The organism is Psychrobacter sp. Ps7 (assembly GCF_022129225.1).
GTDB classification, from domain to species: Bacteria; Pseudomonadota; Gammaproteobacteria; order Pseudomonadales; family Moraxellaceae; genus Psychrobacter; species Psychrobacter immobilis_A.
Map to the genome: position 1 here is coordinate 45,010 of NZ_JADQAH010000016.1, position 18,361 is coordinate 63,370.

Here is an 18,361-nt window from a genome sequence, read left to right on the forward strand (position 1 = left end):
CGCTAAACATTAAGCACTAATCTCTAACTACTATGCATTGCCATGACTAAATCGCTAACCGCGAAAATTTATCTTGATACTCTTTGGGGGTTAGCTCTGTTGCACGTTTGAATAGGCGTGTGAACGATGAAATATCATCATATCCCACTTGTTCGGCAAGCGATTTTATGGTCACATCACCCAATTCTAGCAGGCGTTTTGCCTGCTCAATTCTGACGGCCTGAATATACTCAATCGGGCGCATAGCAACAGCAGACTGAAAGCGTCTGTTTAATGTCCGCGGGGTGATATTGACCATGGCAGCCAATTTACTCACCTGAATAGTCTGATAAAAATTTTCCTCAATGAACTCTTGTACCTGCTTGATCAGTTGGTCTGAATGCGGCTTATGCAAGGTCACATTGGTGTAGCTGTTTTGGTTGCCTCGCTTACTATCAATAATCTGAGTTTTTGCTACTTGTGTAGAAATCTCCCGCCCACAATAGCGCTCTATTAATAACAATCCTAAGTCATAAAAGGCACTACCGCCTGCCGCACAAAATATATTGCCTGATAGGTTTGTTGAGTTGCTTTTTGAATGAGTGACAAACTGATTCTCTTGTAAATCAACGAGTGGGAAATCTGCTTTGAATTTACTAGCATAGCCCCAATGAGTTGTCGCTACTTTGCCATCGAGCAAGCCTGCTTTTGCTAAAAAGAAAGCACCGCTACAGTTGCTGGCAATATCTGATTTAGTGTCTGCCAACCGCGTTAGATGGGGTATTAACCCTGCATTTCGGCTCAGTACCTTATCGATTGAATCACCAATCGTTGGAATCAATAGCAAGTCGCATTCCGCCACGTCCTGAATATCGCAATGTGCTTGCATGATTAAGCGGTTGCTACATCTGATATCTACGCCACCAACGCTTGCTATCTGCACATTGAACCGTGGCTCTACTGGCTCATCTAAAAATCGTTGCCAACTGACACCCGTAAATGAAAACAAATCTAACGCACCTGTCAATGCACTGCCGAGCACACCATCGAATCCGATAATAATGACTTTAAAGGGTTTGAAATAAGGCATAGATGTCTATTCTCCTGTTACTTCGTTGACTAAATTTTATTTTTCTGAACAAAAATACCGATTTTTTATCTGAATTTTCTGAATACAAGTAGTATTTATGTCGTATTTGACCATAATTATGTCATAAATGACAATACGGTAAGACGTTAAATTAGATTAATATCGATTGACAACCAAATTTAATCAGTTAACGAGAATACTATGGCAGCAGATACGCTCATCAATGACTTTGAGTTACCGTTCCAATTATATGATGTATTGGGCACTGAAAATTTAACCAAGCATGCTAAGTTTGCAGAACATAGCCGCGAAACGTTTGACGCCGTATTGGATACGGCCAATAAAATTGCGACCCAATTGTTTTTGCCGCATAACCATGTAGCAGATAAGAACGAGCCACAGTTTGATGGCAAAAAAGTCAGCATGATAAGTGATGTAAAAGTCGCTTTTGATGCATTCCGTGAGTCAGGGTTTATTGCAGGTCGTTATAGTTTTGAAGACGGCGGCATGCAGCTGCCCGAAACAGTCATGACAGCCGTGGCAGGCTACTTTATGGCTGCCAATCCCTCAACCACTGCTTATCCATTTTTGACCACTGCTGCAATTAATGTGATTTCACACTTTGCCAGTGACGAGATTAAAGCCGCCTTTATGCCGCGCATGCTGACAGGTGAATTCACCGGAACGATGGCATTAACAGAGCCACATGCAGGTTCGTCACTTGCTGATATCAAAACCACTGCGGTAAAACAAGACAATGGTTCTTACCGCGTCAAAGGCAGCAAGATTTATATCTCAGGCGGCGATCACGAACTGTCTGACAATATCGTCCATCTCGTATTGGCAAAGGTGCCAGGTGGTCCAGGCGGCGTCAAAGGCATCTCCTTATTTGCGGTACCTAAATATCGTCTAAATGATAATGCATCGGTCGGCGAACGCAACGATGTACATTTAACAGGACTCATTCATAAGCTGGGCTATAGAGGCACGACATCGACGGCATTGAGCTTTGGCGATGAAGGCGCATGCCATGGTTATCTGATCGGTGAAGAGCATTTCGGCCTACGCTATATGTTCAAAATGATGAATGAGGCACGTATCGCTGTTGGTTTTGGTGCAGCGATGATTGGCTATCGTGGCTATCAGTATTCGCTAGATTACGCCAAAGACAGAACGCAAGGCAGAATCGCCCCGAACAACAAGCCTGAAGATGCGGCAACTGCCATCATTAATCATGGTGACGTAAAGCGAATGCTACTGGCGCAAAAAACGTACTCTGAAGGCGGCATTTCATTATGTCTATATGGCTCAAACCTGATTGACCGTATCAACACTTGTGAAGACGAAATTTTAAAAAATGAGCTAACAGAATTATTAGACCTGCTCACGCCAGTATTAAAAGCATGGCCATCTGAGTATGGGCCAAAAGCTAATGATTTGGGTATCCAAGTATTGGGCGGTGCAGGCTATACGCGTGAGTATCAGGCTGAGCAGTTGTGGCGTGACAATCGCCTAAATCCTATTCATGAAGGCACGAATGGCGTGCAGGCATTGGATTTGTCATTTCGTAAGTTGTGGCAAAAAGGTGGGTTAGGCATCCAAATCCTCAAACGTGAAATCACAAAAGATCTAGAAAATATCACTACAACTGAGAGCGCCCAACTTGCAGGTAAGCTGATGCCTTATATGGGTCACTTGCATGAAGTGCTTGTGCATCTCAGCAAAGTTTTACAAACTGAAGAAGCCGTGACATTGACGGGCAACGCGCAAGCACTGATGAATATCTTTGCCTCAATTGTGCTGAGCTGGATTTGGATTCGTCAAGCGAGTAAAGCGGAGCAGTTACTAAGCACCACGCAAGATTCTGAGCAGCAGAACTTCTACAAAGGCAAGATACAAGCAGCAAAGTATTTTATCGATTGGGAATTACCTTTGGTCAAACGCGACATCGAATTATTAACCAACACCAACTCGGTTTGCACTGACATGCAAACAGAATGGTTCTAAGGATAACTCTAAGGAAAGAGACATGACAAAAATTAATAAACAGTGGCGATTAAAAGAAAGACCGGTAGGCGAGCCTAGTGCCGAGACTTGGGATTATACCGAAACAGAAATACCGACTATCACCGATGGTCAGCTACTGATTAAGGTTGAATACATCTCTATCGATCCGGCGATGCGTGGTTGGTTGAACGCTGCCAAATCTTATATTGCACCGGTACAGATTGGTGACGTCATGCGTGCTGGTACTGTGGGCGAAGTGATTGAAAGCAAGCATGAGAAATTTGCGGTTGGTGACTATGTTGCAGGTCACGATGGCGTGCAGTCATATGCGGTCAGTGATGGCGTCAATCTGTATAAAGTTGATCCAAAATTGGCACCATTGTCTTATTACTTGGGCGTGCTCGGTATGCCAGGTATGACAGGGTATTTTGGTTTGCTAAAAACAGGTCAGCCAAAAGCTGGCGAGACTGTGGTTGTTTCTGGCGCTGCTGGTGCTGTCGGTAGTTTGGTTGGTCAGATTGCCAAAATAAAAGGCTGCCGAGTTGTTGGTATCGCGGGCGGTGCTGAAAAATGCAAATTCTTAGTCGATGAGCTTGGGTTTGATGCGACGATTGATTACAAAAACGAAGATGTGAAAAAAGCACTGAAGAAAACCTGTCCTAACGGCGTCGATGTGTACTTTGACAACGTAGGCGGCGATATCTTGAATGACGTGCTCACACAAATCAATCTGCATGCGCGTATCGTTATTTGCGGTGCGATTAGTCAGTATAACAACACCACAGAAGTCAAAGGCCCATCGAACTATTTATCATTATTGGTCAATCGTGCCCGCATGGAAGGCATCGTGGTATTCGATAATCTCAAAGAATATCCAGTCGCCATGAAAGACATCGCTGGCTGGATTCAGTCAGGTGATATGAAAGTAAAAGACCATATCGTTGAAGGCATCGAGACGTTCCCAGATACCTTAATGATGCTCTTTAACGGTGAAAACTTCGGCAAACTAGTACTTAAGGTAGAGGGATAGATCATGACACTGAATACAAACGGAATTGCATCAGATGTAACGGGCAAACGAATTTTGATTACTGGCGGTGCCTCTGGTATCGGTGCAGCAAGCGCTCTATTACTAGCCAGTCGCGGCGCAAAAGTCGTGATCGGTGATATGGCAGAAGAGATGGGGGCTGCGGTTGCCCAGCAAGCTCAAGACGCTGGCAACAGTGTCGTATTTAAAAAAGTAGACGTGACCAGCGGTGATGAAGTACGTGCGTTGTTCGACTTTGCAGTGGAAACGCTTGGCGGTCTAGATGTGGTGGTAAACAATGCTGGTATCGACCATAAGCCTTCGCCAATGCATGAGCTAAGCGATGATGACTTTGATCGCAATATCGCCGTGAATTTAAAAGGTGTTTGGCACTGTATGCGCGCCGCCGTCAACTGTATGCTACCTAATGGTGGTGGTCATGTGATCAACGTAGCATCTATTGCTGGCTTGCGTTCAGCACCGATGATCTCAGCCTACAGTGCGGCTAAACACGGCGTTATGGGTCTGACCAAGTCCGCTGCCCATGAGTACGCGCGCGCCAATATTCGTTTTAACGCGGTCTGCCCAAGCTTCATCGATACGCCAATGGTACGCAATACCATGGCAACGATGGATGAGCGTACGCAGCAAGCAACGGTTAAGGCCAGTCCGATGCGCCGTTTGGGAGACGTTAACGAAGTGTCTGCCGCAATTGCATGGCTTACAAGCGATGAGAGTACCTTTATGAACGGTCATGCCTTTACACTTGATGGTGGTATGCTAGCGTAACCGTGACAATTGAGCGCTTATTATTCAATTCGTTGGTGCTCAATAATCGCTGTTAGATATGACAGCGATTACCTGCGTTTAGTTATCCAATTTTAGATACCTGTTTTGGATAGATGAATTCAGCGCTCAAGAATGATTGAAAATATAAAGTTGATAAAAATATAAGGAACAATGATGAAAGATTTATTTGATTTAACGGGCAAGATTGCTTTGGTCACTGGCGCTAGCCGCGGTATTGGCGAATCTATCGCTCGTCTTTTGGCCTCAAGAGGTGCACATGTTATCGTCTCTAGCCGTAAGATTGATGCGTGCCAAGCAGTGGCCGATAGCATCATCGCAGATGGTCATAAAGCTAGTGCCTTTGCTTGTCACGTGGGCGAGATGGCGCAGATTGACGCGATTTTTGAGCATATCAAAAGCGAGTTTGGCCAAATCGATATCCTAGTGAATAACGCCGCAGCCAACCCATATTATGGTCATATCTTAGATACAGATTTAGCGGCTTTTGATAAGACCGTTGAAGTCAATATCCGTGGTTACTTCTTTATGTCAACAGCCGCTGGAAAAATGATGCGCGAGCAGGGCGGCGGGGTGATTTTAAATACCGCATCGGTCAATGGCTTAGTAGCGGGCGACAAGCAAGGCATCTATTCAATCACCAAAGCGGCGGTCATTAGCATGACTAAAGCTTTTGCCAAAGAGTGTGGCCCACTTAATATCCGCGTCAATGCTTTACTGCCAGGCTTAACCGATACTAAGTTTGCCTCGGCCTTAACCACCAATGATAAAGTGTTAAAAATGGCGCTACATGCTATTCCACTAGGACGTGTTGCGAATCCTGATGAGATGGCTGGCACGGTATTATATCTAGTGTCTGATGCATCAAGTTATACCACGGGCGCGACCATCGTCGTCGATGGTGGTATGTTAGCTTAATCAGCAAACTACAGCATATAAGTTGAAAGAAAAACTTACTATTAAAGATCGCATGAGATTTCTTTTCATGCGGTTTTTTTTCGATTTGATTTTTGATCGAGTGTCTAAATACGCTTAGTGTCATTGCATCGATAGATTATTAATTTAAAGTAAAAATAGGCTGTGTAATGGCATAATAAAGGTATTAACAGCTACTTGAATAATATGGGAATCAAGCATGAATTCAGTGATCAATCATAAAATAAATATAATTTCTCAAAATAAAACATGGCTATTCGTGCCAGCGACTCGCATCGACAGAGTAGCGAAAGCCTTTGCTAGTGGCGCAGGTGCGGTTATTGTCGATTTAGAAGATGCTGTTGCGCCAGAAGATAAAGCAGACGCCCGCAAAGCATTACAACAATATCATGACAGTGTAGATTATCAGCCGATTTGGCTACGTATTAATAGAGCAGGCAGTGATGCATTTATAAAAGATATCGCGCTGTGTCAGCAGATGCCTAATCTTGTAGGAATCGTACTGGCCAAGGCGGAGCAAGCATCAGATATACAGAAAGCCTATCTGGGTACTGGCTTACCTATTATTGCACTGATAGAAAGTGCGGTTGGGTTATACTATATTGATGCGATGGCTAAAGTGTCAGGCTTGGTCGGATTCAGCTATGGTTTTTTAGATTTATGCAATGATTTGCACGTGCAAGTAGGTACGCCTGCTGCTGATATCGTCGCCAATCAGATTCGCTATCAGTTGGTTTTGATATCTAAAGTACATAAGTTAGCAGCGCCCATCGATACGGTCTATCCTGATTTTAATGATGAGATAGGACTAAGTGCCCGAGTAAGTTTATGGTCACAGATGGGTATGTCAGGAATGCTGTGTATTCATCCCAAACAAGTGGCTGTTGTGCAGCGCGCCCTTAAGCCGACAGAGAGTGAGCTATCATTTGCTCAGCGTGTGGTTGAGGAGTATGAGCGCAGTGGACAGGCAGTGTTTGAGATAGATGGTCAAATGGTAGACGCGCCAGTGATTGCGCGCTGTCGCCAGCTATTAGCTTAGTTATTGACGAAGTAGCAGGGAAGCAAATAATGGTTTATTATTCATCATACTTATTTATGATTTAAAAAGAGCTCTATGATTTTTATTAGTAATACCATTAGTCTGAATGATAGTGATGTTGAGATTAGTGCCATACGGGCACAAGGGGCAGGTGGGCAAAACGTCAATAAAGTCTCATCTGCGATTCATCTGCGTTTTGATATCCATACCTCAAGCCTAAGTGATGAGCACAAGCAGCGTTTATTAGACAGTAAAGACAGCCGAATCACCAAAGAAGGCGTGTTTGTGCTTAAAGCGCAGCAGTTTCGTACGCAAGAGCGCAATAAGATAGATGCCTTTGAGCGGCTGCAAAGCTTTATCACCAAAGCTACCTACGTCAATAAAACTCGTAGACCAACCAAACCAAGCAGAAATGCCAAGCGTAAACGCGTTGATGCAAAGATTCAGCGCGGTAAAACAAAAGCCTTACGCGGTAAAGTGAATTTTTAAATGGGTGGCTTATTTCTTATTTTTAAATGAACGAGAAAGCAAAATGCCAGCCCATTTAAATAGCTGGCATTTTTTATAGTCTTATTTACTATTAGGTTTTTAGCTATCTCAGTCTTTTGCTTAACCAAGCCTTCTACTTAACTCAGGAAAGCGCTTTATCATAAATAACATCAACAGCAGCGACACACTGGCGATAGCTGCGCCAACATAGCCCACACTCGATATGGAAATATGCGTTACTGCATAACCACCAAACAGCGCACCTGCGCCAATGCCTAAGTTGATAATCCCTGAGAACATCGACATCAGCATGTCTTGCGCCGTGACATCGACCATGATGACCTTTGCTTGCATAGAAATAATCAGCAGCATAAGCGCCGCGCCCCACAGTAACGCAATGAAACTCAGTGCCCAGATAGAGGTCACGGCAAACAATAGCACCAGCATAGATATCAGCATTAATATGATCGATATCAGCATCAATCTGGTATTAAAACGATCGCCCCAGCGGCTGAATATCACACTGCCGGCAATCCCTGCCACTCCAAATAATAGCAAGACAACAGTCGCGGCGTTTTCACTGATTGCGCCAACCTGCCGCATAAAAGGCTCGATATACGAGTAAGCGGTATAGTGAGCGGTAAAGACCAGTAAAATAAGCAGATACAAACAAACCAATAAAGGGTTTTTAAGCAATTCTGGAATCTTTCTAAACGAGCCTTCAAACATACTCGGCAATGTTGGCAATAGCCTTGCTTGCAAGATAAAGACGATAAAAGCAATCACGCCAATACCGCCAAAGGTTGCCCGCCAACCAAACCATTGACCGACTAAGCGCCCTAGTGGCACGCCAAGCACCATCGCCAATGAAGTACCGGTCGCAAGTACACTAAGTGCCAGTGCTTTTTTGCCTTCTGGTGCCACCCGTATCGCAATCGCTGCGGTGATGGACCAAAATATCGCGTGTGATAGCGCAATACCCACTCGGCTAATCAGCAATACATCAAAGCTCCAAGCAAATACTGACAACACATGGCTGGCAATAAAAACCACAAACAAGCCCAAAAGTAAGCTTTTGCGCTCAAAGCGGCTGGTAAGTAGCATCAATGGCAATGACATCGCCGCGACAATCCACGCATACAGCGTCAACATCCAGCCAGTTTCTGCTGTAGTGATGGAAAAATCTTGGGCAATATCACTTAATAGGGCAACGGGGACAAATTCGGTGGTATTCATAATAAAGGCGCTGACGCCCATTAAGAATACTTGGAAATACTGAGTTCGGCGAGCATTTGCGCTCACCTCAAGGTTATGTTTCATATGATCCAATACAAATAAAGAAGGCGCTAATAGTGCAAATTAGCTGAAAAATAATTCATGAGTTTAAGAATAACGGCGGCATAGGTCGTAATGATGAAAAAGAGGAGGGCAAGATAGCAAATCAGTTGCGGTATGTCAGAGCCTATCATCAGACCCTACTATTTTATCAGGAATCGACGGTGTTTTTTGTAGGAGAGTCTTTAAAATTAGCGACCGAATAATTGGTTGAATGGTTAAGTAAATCTAATGATGACATCAGTGTCAGTTACATAGTGCTTATAGTGAGGTATCGCTATTTACGCTTGAATATAGGTATGATGACGCCATAGGCTAGGAATGCCTGATAACGTGATTTTAAATAATCATTGATATTTTACTAGGGCGTGTCTTCATTTCAAAAATGGCGATAAAAATGAGATAAATTGCCGTCAAACAAGAAGAATAGCGTAGATAATATCGAGATATTAACAAGCTATTTGACGATGTTTGGCAAGATTTAGCCATTTTTAACCCATTTAGATGACTATCGAGTGAATTAAGGACACGCCCTAATATGGAATAAAAGAAAAGCAATCTATGAAAACAGACACCAATAAACCATTAGCCTTTAGAAGATATCCTTCAACAACGGCGCTGCAATGTTTTGAGACCGCTGCTCGTCATTTGAGTTTTACCAATGCCGCGCAAGAGATGCACATGACCCAAAGCGCCATCAGTAAGCAAGTGGCGCAGTTGGAGGAGATGCTAAACCTGTCTTTGTTTTATCGGACGCCGCACCGGATTTCATTGACCCCTGCTGGCAAGTCATATTATCTTGAAGTGTTAGAGATTTTAAAACATATCGAGGTGGCAACCACCAATTTGATGTCGCATAGTAGTAATACTGAGCTGCTAAAAATTGTCTCGCATCCGACATTTTGTGCCCGTTGGTTGATTCCAGCACTCAGTGGCTTTAGTCAAAAATATCGGCTTATCAACCTAGATATCAAAGAGCTGGTAGGGCCGTTTTTTTCTGAAGACCAAAATGTTGATATTGCTTTTTTATATGGCGATGGCATGTGGGGCAATATGGAGGCCATAAAATTGTTCGATGAATATTGCGTTGCGGTCTGTCAGCCGCAGTATTTGCGAGATAAAACACTGAGTACCGAGTGTTTAGATGACTATGTCCTATTGCAAATAAGCTCGCGTTTAAGTGCGTGGTATGAGTACTTTAAGCAACAAGATATCAGCGTCGACGGCACCTTTGTAGGACCACGTTTTGAGACTTTTCATGCTTGCATCTCTGCCGCCTTACTGGGCTATGGTATAGCCTTGGTGCCGTTGCGTTTGGTTGAGCCTGAGCTACAATCAGGCGCTTTAGTCATGGCGTGGGATTATGCGGCAAAGGGTCGCGGCAGCTATTATGTGACTTATCCTGTTTCTTCGGGACAATCGCATAAGGTCAAAGCAGTTTTAGAATGGATTACGGCTTATTTAACAATCTCAGATCAGCGTGAAAAGGCGTTAGGGCTTGCTTTATAATTTATATCTTATTATTTTATCCTACAAAGTTATCTGCTGTGAGAATTTAACAAGCTAAACAAAAAAAACTGCCTTAATACGCAGTTTTTTTGTTTTTAAAAGATTCGTTTAGGGAGTTAATTTACTGGTAATGACAAAAAGGAATGCCACCACAACTATTATTCGTTTGCTGCCGGAATGATGTTTTGTTGAAATGAGTCTAACTCAAGGAAGAGATAGAGATTCATCATGGACAAGCTTTATAACGTGACCGATGCCTTTACGATGGTGCATCCGCTCACGCTCATCAAGGGCAAAAACGCCAGAGTTTGGGACGACAATGACCGGAGCTATATCGATTTTGTCGGTGGTATTGGTGTTTTAAACTTTGGTCATTGCCACCCTCACATCGTTAACGCCATCATTCAGCAAGCCCAGGCGCTGATTCACTATGCCTACAATGCGGCAGCGCATCAGCCGTATCAAAGCTTTATGCCGCGATTATGTGAGCTGGTGTCTATCAACGGCGAACTGGCAGGCATGCTGACTAACTGCGGTGCAGAAGCGACTGAAAACGCCATAAAAATCGCTCGTCTAAAGACAGGGCGCACGGGTGTCATTGCCTTTGATGGTGGCTTTCATGGGCGCACACTGGCTGCCGTCAATCTCAATGGTAAGGTCGCGCCTTATAAGCGCGGGCTTGGTGCATTAGGGAGCGGCGTTTATCACATTCCTTTCCCCAGTCCCGATAACAATATCAGCGACGAGCAAGGGATTGATGCGCTCCAGCGTTTATTTATGGTAGAAACCGATATCAATAATATCGGTGCCATCATCGTCGAACCTGTACAAGGAGAAGGCGGCTTTCAGTTGTTATCGCCCACCTTTGCGCAGTATCTACGTAAGTTTTGTGATGAGCACGGCATGTTACTCATCATGGACGAAATCCAATCTGGCTACGGTCGTACGGGTACGCCGTTTGCTTTTACCCATTTAGGGATTGAGCCTGACCTTATTTTACTTGGCAAAAGTATCGCAGGCGGCTTGCCATTAGGCGCAGTCATAGGAAAGGCTAGTGTGGTCAATGGTTTGCCTAAAGGCAGTTTGGGCGGTACCTATTCTGGCAATCCAGTTGCTTGCGCCGCTGCCAATGCCACGCTTGATATCATGCAAGCCGATGACGTTTGGCAGTCAGCCAAGCATTATGCCCAGACAATTGAGATGACCATCAGCCAATGGCAGCAAGAAGGTATCTCACCTTGGTTATTTGGTCTTACCGGTATCGGTGCGATGCGCGGTATCGAGCTGCGCCATCCTGAGCATGATGTGCATCCAAGTGTGATGGCGCAAGTATTAACCAAAGCACGCGAGCGTGGTCTATTGCTGATGCCAAGTGGGCAATATCGCCATATCATTCGCTTATTGCCGCCACTCACCATAGAGCCTGACACCCTAAAAGAAGGGTTGGATATTCTAAAAGAGGTGCTCATCGCGCTTCCTGATGGATTGCCTGCCGCTTAATGTTTAGGAGTGCTTAGGCATGTTTAGGCGTGCTTAGGATAGATAGCGCATCGTCATAACCAAATGCTCGAAATAAAATACTTATTATTAAGCTAAAAATTTATTAACTCTATTACAAGGATGTTTATTTGTGAAAAATAGTAGCGTCAGTCCAGATAAGGATTTTATCTGCAGCGATGATATCCGCCATCATTTCTCTATGGCCATGTCAGCGATGTACCAAGATGAGGTGCCGCTATACGGCGACTTGGTTGATTTGGTCAGTGATGTCAATGCCGAAGTATTAACCTCACATCCCGATATTAAATCACAACTGCTACATACGGGTGAGATTGAACGTCTAAGCATGGAGCGTCACGGGGCGATTCGAGTGGGTACCGCAGCAGAGCTGAGCATGATGCGCCGTCTTTTTGCCGTGATGGGTATGCACCCTGTCGGCTACTACGATTTAGCGCCTGCTGGCGTGCCGGTGCATTCAACAGCTTTTCGCGCGCTTGACTCGCATTCTTTACATAAAAGTCCCTTTCGCGTTTTTACCTCATTATTGCGTTTAGATTTGATTGCCGATGAAAATTTACAACAAGAAGCCACGGCCACACTGGCGCAGCGTCAGATATTCACTACTGGCGTTATTGAGCTCATTGAGATTTTTGAGGCGCAAGGTGGCTTGACTGCTGCGCAAGCAGAGCAATTTGTACAAGAAGCGCTAGAGACATTTCGCTGGCATGATAAAACGCCGGTGGCAAAAGCGCTCTATCAGCGTCTATTAAATCAGCATCCGCTCGTCGCTGATGTGGTCGGCTTTAAGGGTCCACATATCAATCATTTAACGCCTAGAACATTGGATATTGATGCCGTACAACAAGGCATGCAAGCAAGAGGCATACCCTCAAAAGCCATCATCGAAGGGCCACCGCGTAGAGCGTGTCCTATCTTATTAAGGCAAACCAGTTTTAAAGCGCTACAAGAAGCGGTTGGCTTTAAAGTTGCTAATAATGCAGACGCTAGCCATGAAGAGTACGAGCAAGGGCACCATACCGCGCGCTTTGGAGAGATTGAACAACGCGGTGTGGCGTTAACGCAAAAGGGCCGCGCGCTTTATGATGAATTATTGGCCGAAGCTCGCCGCCAGCTTGGTGTTACCCCAAATGAGGACAATGCGGCTCAATACAATCAAATTTTAACCAAGGTATTTACCGCTTTTCCTGATGATTATCAAACCCTACACGATGAGGGGCTGGCGTATTTTTATTACCAGTTGACGGATAGCACCCTTGATTCTGAGGACGGTCAAGCGTTGTTGGCCGCCACCTTAAGCACTGATGATTTGAATAAACTGCCTAATGCTAAGCTGACTGCTCTGATTAATGATGAAGTGCTTCGCATTGAACCCATCGTTTATGAGGATTTTTTGCCCGTCAGTGCCGCCGGTATCTTTCAATCGAATCTGCAAGAGGCGCAGCCAAGCCAATATGACGATTACTCAAGCCAACAAGAGTTTGAGCGTGATTTGGGCGCCGCCATTTATGATGAGATGGCATTGTATGAAGCGATGCAGGCGCAAAGCCTTGAGCAGTGCCTGTTTAGTGTCAGTGTTTAGTAAAATTTAGGCTAGAAATGTCTAGCTTATAGCCGACTTATTAGCACGTCATTCCAAAAAGGAATGACTGCAAGAAATTTATTATTTTGCAACTTAGTAGGTAGCAGGGTAATTTTATAAGTCAGTCAAGGACGTAGTAAACCATTATACCAATATGCAAGGGATTGATTATGATTAAGCAATATATGTCTGCAATGGGCGTAGAAGAAGCACACTATCAAAATGGCGACTTTGAAGTCACCACCCCAATTGATGGCTCAGTCATCGGTAAAGTCACGTTAGATACAGTGGCCGACGTCGATACTAAAATCCAAAATGCCAAACAAGCCTTTCAAGAATGGCGTGTCGTTCCTGCCCCTAAACGTGGTGAGCTGATTCGTCTGTTGGGTGAAGTCCTGCGTGAGCACAAAGAAGATTTAGGTATCTTAGTATCGCTAGAAGCCGGAAAAATTAAAGAAGAAGGTCTTGGCGAAGTCCAAGAAATGATTGATATTTGTGACTTTGCCGTGGGCGTATCGCGTCAGCTTTATGGTCTAACCATCGCCTCAGAACGCCCAGGTCACCACATGCGTGAGACATGGCATCCACTTGGCGTCATCGGCGTCATCTCTGCCTTTAACTTCCCAGTCGCCGTTTGGTCTTGGAACACGGCATTGGCCATCGTTTGTGGCAACCCTGTCATCTGGAAACCTTCAGAAAAAACCCCACTTGTCGCCTTAGCTTGCCAAGCGTTATTTGAAAAAGCCTTGGCAAAATTTGGTGAAGCACCAGCACATTTATCGCAAATCATATTGGGTAAAACCGATATCGGTAATGCGTTGGTTGAAAACAAAGACATCGCTTTAGTCAGTGCCACCGGTAGTACGCGCATGGGCCGAGAAGTGGGACCGAAAGTGGCTGAGCGTTTTGGTAAATGCTTGCTAGAGCTTGGCGGTAATAACGCCATGATTTTGGCACCCACTGCTGATTTAGATTTGGCGCTACGAGGCATTTTATTCTCAGCAGTAGGAACGGCAGGTCAGCGCTGCACCACCTTACGCCGTCTGTTCGTTCATGAGTCGGTCAAAGACGATATCTTACCGCGCGTTAAGTCTGCATACGAGACGGTGAGCATCGGCCATCCGCTTGAAGGCAATTTGGTCGGTCCACTGATTGATGAAGACAGCTTTAATAATATGCAAGCGGCGTTAGAAAAAGCCCGCAATACTGGCGGTAAAGTCACGGGCGGCGAACGGGTGCTGATGGATAAATTCCCCGATGCTTATTATGTGACCCCGGCGATTGTTGAGCTTGATGAGCAAAATGACGTGGCACGTAGTGAGACGTTTGCACCGATTGTATATGTCATGCCTTATAAAGAATTTGACGATGCGCTAGCGATGCAAAACGATGTCCCACAAGGGCTGTCATCTTGTATTTTTACCAATGACTTACGTGAAGCTGAAACTTTCCTCAGTGACCGCGGTAGTGATTGCGGTATCGCTAACGTCAACATCGGCACCAGTGGCGCTGAGATTGGCGGCGCATTTGGCGGCGAAAAAGAAACCGGCGGTGGTCGTGAATCAGGTTCGGACGCATGGAAAGCTTATATGCGTCGTCAGACCAATACGGTCAACTACTCAACTGAGCTACCACTGGCGCAAGGCATCAACTTTGGCTAATAACAATGTGACGTGACGTGATGCTTGTTAAGTAGGCTTAGCGCCTATTTAGCAAGCCAATCATCAAGTATTTTTATTTTAGTAATAAAGCCTGCGGAAGTGATGAATAACTATTCATGATATCAAAAACAGGCTTTTTTACTCCCTTTTCAGTACTCTTTTCAGCGCTTTTTTAGCATTATCAGCAGCCATGGATTGGTTGTTTCCACTACTGTTATATCTATGACAGCAGTATCCACTACTAAGGAAGGTAGGTATCTTATGATGGATGATAAACCTTATGACGAAGCTAAAGAGGGCTACGGTCCGTCTTCTAGTTTTTTATTAGATATTGCACCTTTGGTGTTGACTGCCATTATTCTGATGGTGCAGTTTTTCGTATTCAAAGATTTTACCCCTCACATTCCCTTAGCTTGCGGTATTTTAATCACCGGCTTGTTTATGAAGCTGCGTGGCCGTGACTGGGATGGCATGGAACAACGCTTTTTAAATGTTGTTAAAATTGGTCTACCGGCCATGATTATCTTGATGGGCGTTGGTATGCTTATCGGCGCCTGGATTATCGCTGGTACCGTTCCCACGATTTTATACTACGGTTTTAGCGTTTTTTCTCCTTCATCATTCCTAGTCTCTGTCTGTATCATCTGTGCCATTATTTCTGTAGCAACCGGTACCTCTTGGGGCACGGTTGGGACGGTTGGTCTTGCCATGATGGGTATTGGGCTAGGATTGGGCATCCCGCCGTCACTAACGGGCGGCGCTATCGTTTCTGGTGCTTTTTTTGGTGACAAAATGTCTCCATTATCTGACACCACCAACTTAACCCCAGCCGCTGCTGGTGTTGACCTTTGGGAACATATCCGCGGTATGCTGCCAACGACGGTACCTGCCATGGTAACTGCATTGATTATCTATGCGTGGATCGGTATGAGCTACGGCACAGAAAATGTCGATTTAACCTCAATTAAAGAAATTCAAACCTCACTAGCGGCCAACTATAACTTGAGCATCATTACGTTATTACCGGCTGTTGTCGTTGTCATCGCAGCGGTGATGAAAATGCCTGCCATTCCAACGGTATTATCAGGTGTGGTGGTTGCAGGCTTAGTCGCGTTTTTTATGCAAGGCGTGGGTGTGCACGACATTTTTACTGTCTTACAAAATGGCTTTGTCAGTGAAACGGGCTTTGCTGTCGTTGACCAGCTACTGTCTAAAGGCGGCATTATGTCGATGACGTGGGTCGTGACTTTGACCATCTTTGCTTTAGCCTTCGTCGGCTCAATTGAGCATTACGGTACGCTAAAAGCCATCATGGCAAAAATTAATAAAATGGTGAAATCGAGATTTGGTCTAGTAATGACCACTTATGCCAGCACGCTTGGTGTCGGTACGCTCATCGGTGACGTCTATACCACCCTGGTATTGCCAGGCCGTTTATTAAAAGACAAATATCAAGAAATGGGCTACAAACGCACGACACTCACCCGTTCTATTGAAGATACTGGCACTCTGTTATCTCCTCTGATTCCTTGGAACATGGGTGGTAGTTTCGTTGCGGCAACACTAGGTATTGCGACCATCACTTATGCACCATTCGCCTTTGCCTGTTGGTTATCGCCGCTATTTGGTTTGTTATGGGTGTTCTTAGATAAATTTATTCCCCGTGAAGAACCTATTGTTAATAACGACACAAGCACGCTTTCCACTGTAGACAACGTGTAATTTAGAAGGAATATAAGATGTTGCAAGAGCAATGTTTGTGGAATATTACGGCACCTATTATTGATACTTACAGCCAGATGAATAGCGATACTGAAGCAACTATCTGTATCATAGGCGGCGGTTATACCGGGTTATCAGCTGCGATTCATTTAGCAGAAAAAGGCGTCAAAGTTATCCTCTTAGAGAGCCATACCATTGGCAGTGGCGGTTCAGGAAAAAGCGTAGGGCTCGTCAATGCAGGTACTTGGGCGCGCCCTGATGATTTAAATATTGCTCTAGGTGAAGCGGCAGGTGAGCGTTTAACTGAAGCCCTCGGACAAGCGCCAAGCTTAGTATTCGACTTAATCAAGCGTTATAATATCGATGCCCAAGCAACTCAAGCCGGTAATATCCACATGGCACATAACGCTAAAGGTGAAGTCGATGTCGATATTAGATACGAGCAGCTTAGCCGCCGCGGTGCGAATGTTGAGGTATTAACCGGCAGTAAGTGCCATGAATATTGTGGAACTAAGAACATCAATAAAGCACTACTCGATCACCGTGCTGGTACCATAAACCCGCTGGCTTATGTCAGAGGGCTGGCCAAAGTAGCAACCAGTCTTGGTGTCACTATTTATGAGCATTCCGCTGTTGAAGCACTAGAAAAAGTAGACGGTCATTGGTATACAAGAACCGCTAAATCTCGCGTCAAGTCCGATCGCGTCATCATTGCGACCAACGCTTATACCGAAGGCGAGTGGACAGAAATCACAAAGACATTTTATCTGGTTTATTACTATCAGATTGCATCTGAGCCACTGAGTGGCGAGGCGGCAGATCGTATTTTGCCATACAAAACAGGGGCATGGGATACACGCTTGGCCTTGTCTAGCTTTCGCCGTGATGACGATGATCGCCTATTATTGGGAACGGTGGGTGGTACACAGCTTAAACCAAAATCCTTTTATCAATCATGGGCCAATGCGGTGCAAAAGAGCTATTATCCAGATTTGCCAGCATTTAAGTGGCAGTACGAGTGGACGGGTAGCTTTGGCTTCACGCAAGATCATATTTTTCGAGTCATGGAGCCCGACGAGGGCTTGCTGACAGCAACGGCCTATAACGGACGCGGCATTACCACAGGCACGCTCATGGGTAAGTGCTTTGCAGATTATATAATGACAGGTAATAGAGCCAGTATTCCCTTACCATTTAAGACCTTAGAAGAGGCAAAAGTTTCTTTTGGCGGGATGAAATCTGGCTTTACTGAGTTGGGACTGACTTTATATCATGCAGGTCAATGTCTAAAAATAATTAGATAGCTTTGCTGAGTCATCGTCTGATTTTTTCTACCGTTTTTAAATATAAAGGTATTCAGACTTTGACGGCGATAGAGAGGCCGTAACAATCGTGTGATTACCAAAGCGTATTAATATCAGTATTTATTTTCTATTATCTGATATGCTATCATCTTTAAGTCATTATCGTGGGTTTAACAGTTTTGTCATTGCCAGTCATTATCGTTATGAATGGTGGCGAACAAACCTTGCAACTTCCAGCACGATATAAAACAATTCTGGTAAAGCGCATGAGCCTGTACTCCGACATCCTCATTTGTGCCTGATTTTATTTGCCTATTTGGGCGTATTTCACCCTTTTTCGTCGGAGTTACAGGAGT

14 protein-coding genes are annotated in these 18,361 nt (G+C 44.7%); 12 read left to right on the plus strand and 2 right to left on the minus strand.

All coding sequences use genetic code 11. From position 1 onward, the window contains the following. Positions 1-46 precede the first annotated feature (46 nt). On the minus strand, positions 47-1,069 hold the full coding sequence (locus tag I3257_RS07505; protein ID WP_238049286.1) for a helix-turn-helix domain-containing protein: 1,023 nt from the start codon (positions 1,067-1,069) through the stop codon (positions 47-49). 201 nt (positions 1,070-1,270) lie between these two features. On the opposite strand from I3257_RS07505, the gene I3257_RS07510 reads away from it, so the two are divergent. The 6 genes from I3257_RS07510 (at position 1,271) to arfB (ending at position 7,374) form a co-directional block, all read left to right on the plus strand. Next, positions 1,271-3,076, plus strand: coding sequence for an acyl-CoA dehydrogenase (locus I3257_RS07510; protein ID WP_238049287.1), 1,806 nt, complete (start codon positions 1,271-1,273; stop codon positions 3,074-3,076). 22 nt (positions 3,077-3,098) lie between these two features. Further along, positions 3,099-4,106 (plus strand): NADP-dependent oxidoreductase, encoded by a 1,008-nt coding sequence (locus tag I3257_RS07515; protein ID WP_238049288.1) that lies wholly within the window; start codon positions 3,099-3,101, stop codon positions 4,104-4,106. A gap of 3 nt (positions 4,107-4,109) precedes the next feature. Then, on the plus strand, positions 4,110-4,892 hold the full coding sequence (locus tag I3257_RS07520; RefSeq protein WP_238049289.1) for an SDR family NAD(P)-dependent oxidoreductase: 783 nt from the start codon (positions 4,110-4,112) through the stop codon (positions 4,890-4,892). A 171-nt stretch (positions 4,893-5,063) separates the two neighbouring features. After that, positions 5,064-5,828 carry an SDR family oxidoreductase gene (locus I3257_RS07525; RefSeq protein ID WP_238049290.1) on the plus strand — a complete coding sequence of 255 codons (765 nt, stop codon included), beginning with the start codon at positions 5,064-5,066 and terminating at the stop codon, positions 5,826-5,828. A gap of 217 nt (positions 5,829-6,045) precedes the next feature. Next, on the plus strand, positions 6,046-6,885 hold the full coding sequence (locus I3257_RS07530) for a CoA ester lyase (RefSeq protein ID WP_238049291.1): 840 nt from the start codon (positions 6,046-6,048) through the stop codon (positions 6,883-6,885). Between the two features lie 75 nt (positions 6,886-6,960). Further along, complete coding sequence (arfB, locus tag I3257_RS07535; RefSeq protein ID WP_201502253.1) at positions 6,961-7,374, plus strand: alternative ribosome rescue aminoacyl-tRNA hydrolase ArfB; 414 nt, start codon at positions 6,961-6,963, stop codon at positions 7,372-7,374. Between the two features lie 120 nt (positions 7,375-7,494). Here the strand turns inward: arfB and I3257_RS07540 are convergent, their stop codons facing one another. Then, positions 7,495-8,694 carry a sugar transporter gene (locus I3257_RS07540; RefSeq protein WP_201565330.1) on the minus strand — a complete coding sequence of 400 codons (1,200 nt, stop codon included), beginning with the start codon at positions 8,692-8,694 and terminating at the stop codon, positions 7,495-7,497. A 576-nt stretch (positions 8,695-9,270) separates the two neighbouring features. On the opposite strand from I3257_RS07540, the gene I3257_RS07545 reads away from it, so the two are divergent. From I3257_RS07545 to I3257_RS07570, 6 genes are all read left to right on the plus strand, one after another. Then, positions 9,271-10,218, plus strand: coding sequence for a LysR substrate-binding domain-containing protein (locus I3257_RS07545; RefSeq protein ID WP_060491374.1), 948 nt, complete (start codon positions 9,271-9,273; stop codon positions 10,216-10,218). 228 nt (positions 10,219-10,446) lie between these two features. Beyond that, complete coding sequence (locus tag I3257_RS07550) at positions 10,447-11,718, plus strand: aspartate aminotransferase family protein (protein WP_238049292.1); 1,272 nt, start codon at positions 10,447-10,449, stop codon at positions 11,716-11,718. A gap of 130 nt (positions 11,719-11,848) precedes the next feature. Further along, positions 11,849-13,318, plus strand: coding sequence for a VOC family protein (locus I3257_RS07555; RefSeq protein WP_346014811.1), 1,470 nt, complete (start codon positions 11,849-11,851; stop codon positions 13,316-13,318). A 170-nt stretch (positions 13,319-13,488) separates the two neighbouring features. Then, positions 13,489-14,979, plus strand: a complete 1,491-nt coding sequence (locus tag I3257_RS07560; protein WP_238049293.1) for an aldehyde dehydrogenase family protein — start codon at positions 13,489-13,491, stop codon at positions 14,977-14,979. A 261-nt stretch (positions 14,980-15,240) separates the two neighbouring features. Further along, the gene (nhaC, locus tag I3257_RS07565; RefSeq protein ID WP_238049294.1) at positions 15,241-16,701 is read left to right on the plus strand and encodes a Na+/H+ antiporter NhaC; all 1,461 of its coding nucleotides are present in this window, start codon (positions 15,241-15,243) and stop codon (positions 16,699-16,701) included. Positions 16,702-16,718: 17 nt separating this feature from the next. Further along, a complete protein-coding gene (locus I3257_RS07570; RefSeq protein WP_238049295.1) occupies positions 16,719-18,005 on the plus strand; it encodes an FAD-binding oxidoreductase in 1,287 nt (428 codons plus the stop codon). The last annotated feature ends 356 nt before the right edge of the window (positions 18,006-18,361 follow it).

Coding starts and splice junctions, on each gene's coding strand:
- I3257_RS07505 (WP_238049286.1), bottom strand. CDS start 1,069: ATGCCTTATTTCAAACCCTTTAAAGTCATTATTATCGGATTCGATGGT.
- I3257_RS07550 (WP_238049292.1), top strand. CDS start 10,447: ATGGACAAGCTTTATAACGTGACCGATGCCTTTACGATGGTGCATCCG.
- I3257_RS07560 (WP_238049293.1), top strand. CDS start 13,489: ATGATTAAGCAATATATGTCTGCAATGGGCGTAGAAGAAGCACACTAT.
- I3257_RS07545 (WP_060491374.1), top strand. CDS start 9,271: ATGAAAACAGACACCAATAAACCATTAGCCTTTAGAAGATATCCTTCA.
- I3257_RS07510 (WP_238049287.1), top strand. CDS start 1,271: ATGGCAGCAGATACGCTCATCAATGACTTTGAGTTACCGTTCCAATTA.
- arfB (WP_201502253.1), top strand. CDS start 6,961: ATGATTTTTATTAGTAATACCATTAGTCTGAATGATAGTGATGTTGAG.
- nhaC (WP_238049294.1), top strand. CDS start 15,241: ATGATGGATGATAAACCTTATGACGAAGCTAAAGAGGGCTACGGTCCG.
- I3257_RS07570 (WP_238049295.1), top strand. CDS start 16,719: ATGTTGCAAGAGCAATGTTTGTGGAATATTACGGCACCTATTATTGAT.
- I3257_RS07520 (WP_238049289.1), top strand. CDS start 4,110: ATGACACTGAATACAAACGGAATTGCATCAGATGTAACGGGCAAACGA.
- I3257_RS07530 (WP_238049291.1), top strand. CDS start 6,046: ATGAATTCAGTGATCAATCATAAAATAAATATAATTTCTCAAAATAAA.
- I3257_RS07540 (WP_201565330.1), bottom strand. CDS start 8,694: ATGAAACATAACCTTGAGGTGAGCGCAAATGCTCGCCGAACTCAGTAT.
- I3257_RS07515 (WP_238049288.1), top strand. CDS start 3,099: ATGACAAAAATTAATAAACAGTGGCGATTAAAAGAAAGACCGGTAGGC.
- I3257_RS07525 (WP_238049290.1), top strand. CDS start 5,064: ATGATGAAAGATTTATTTGATTTAACGGGCAAGATTGCTTTGGTCACT.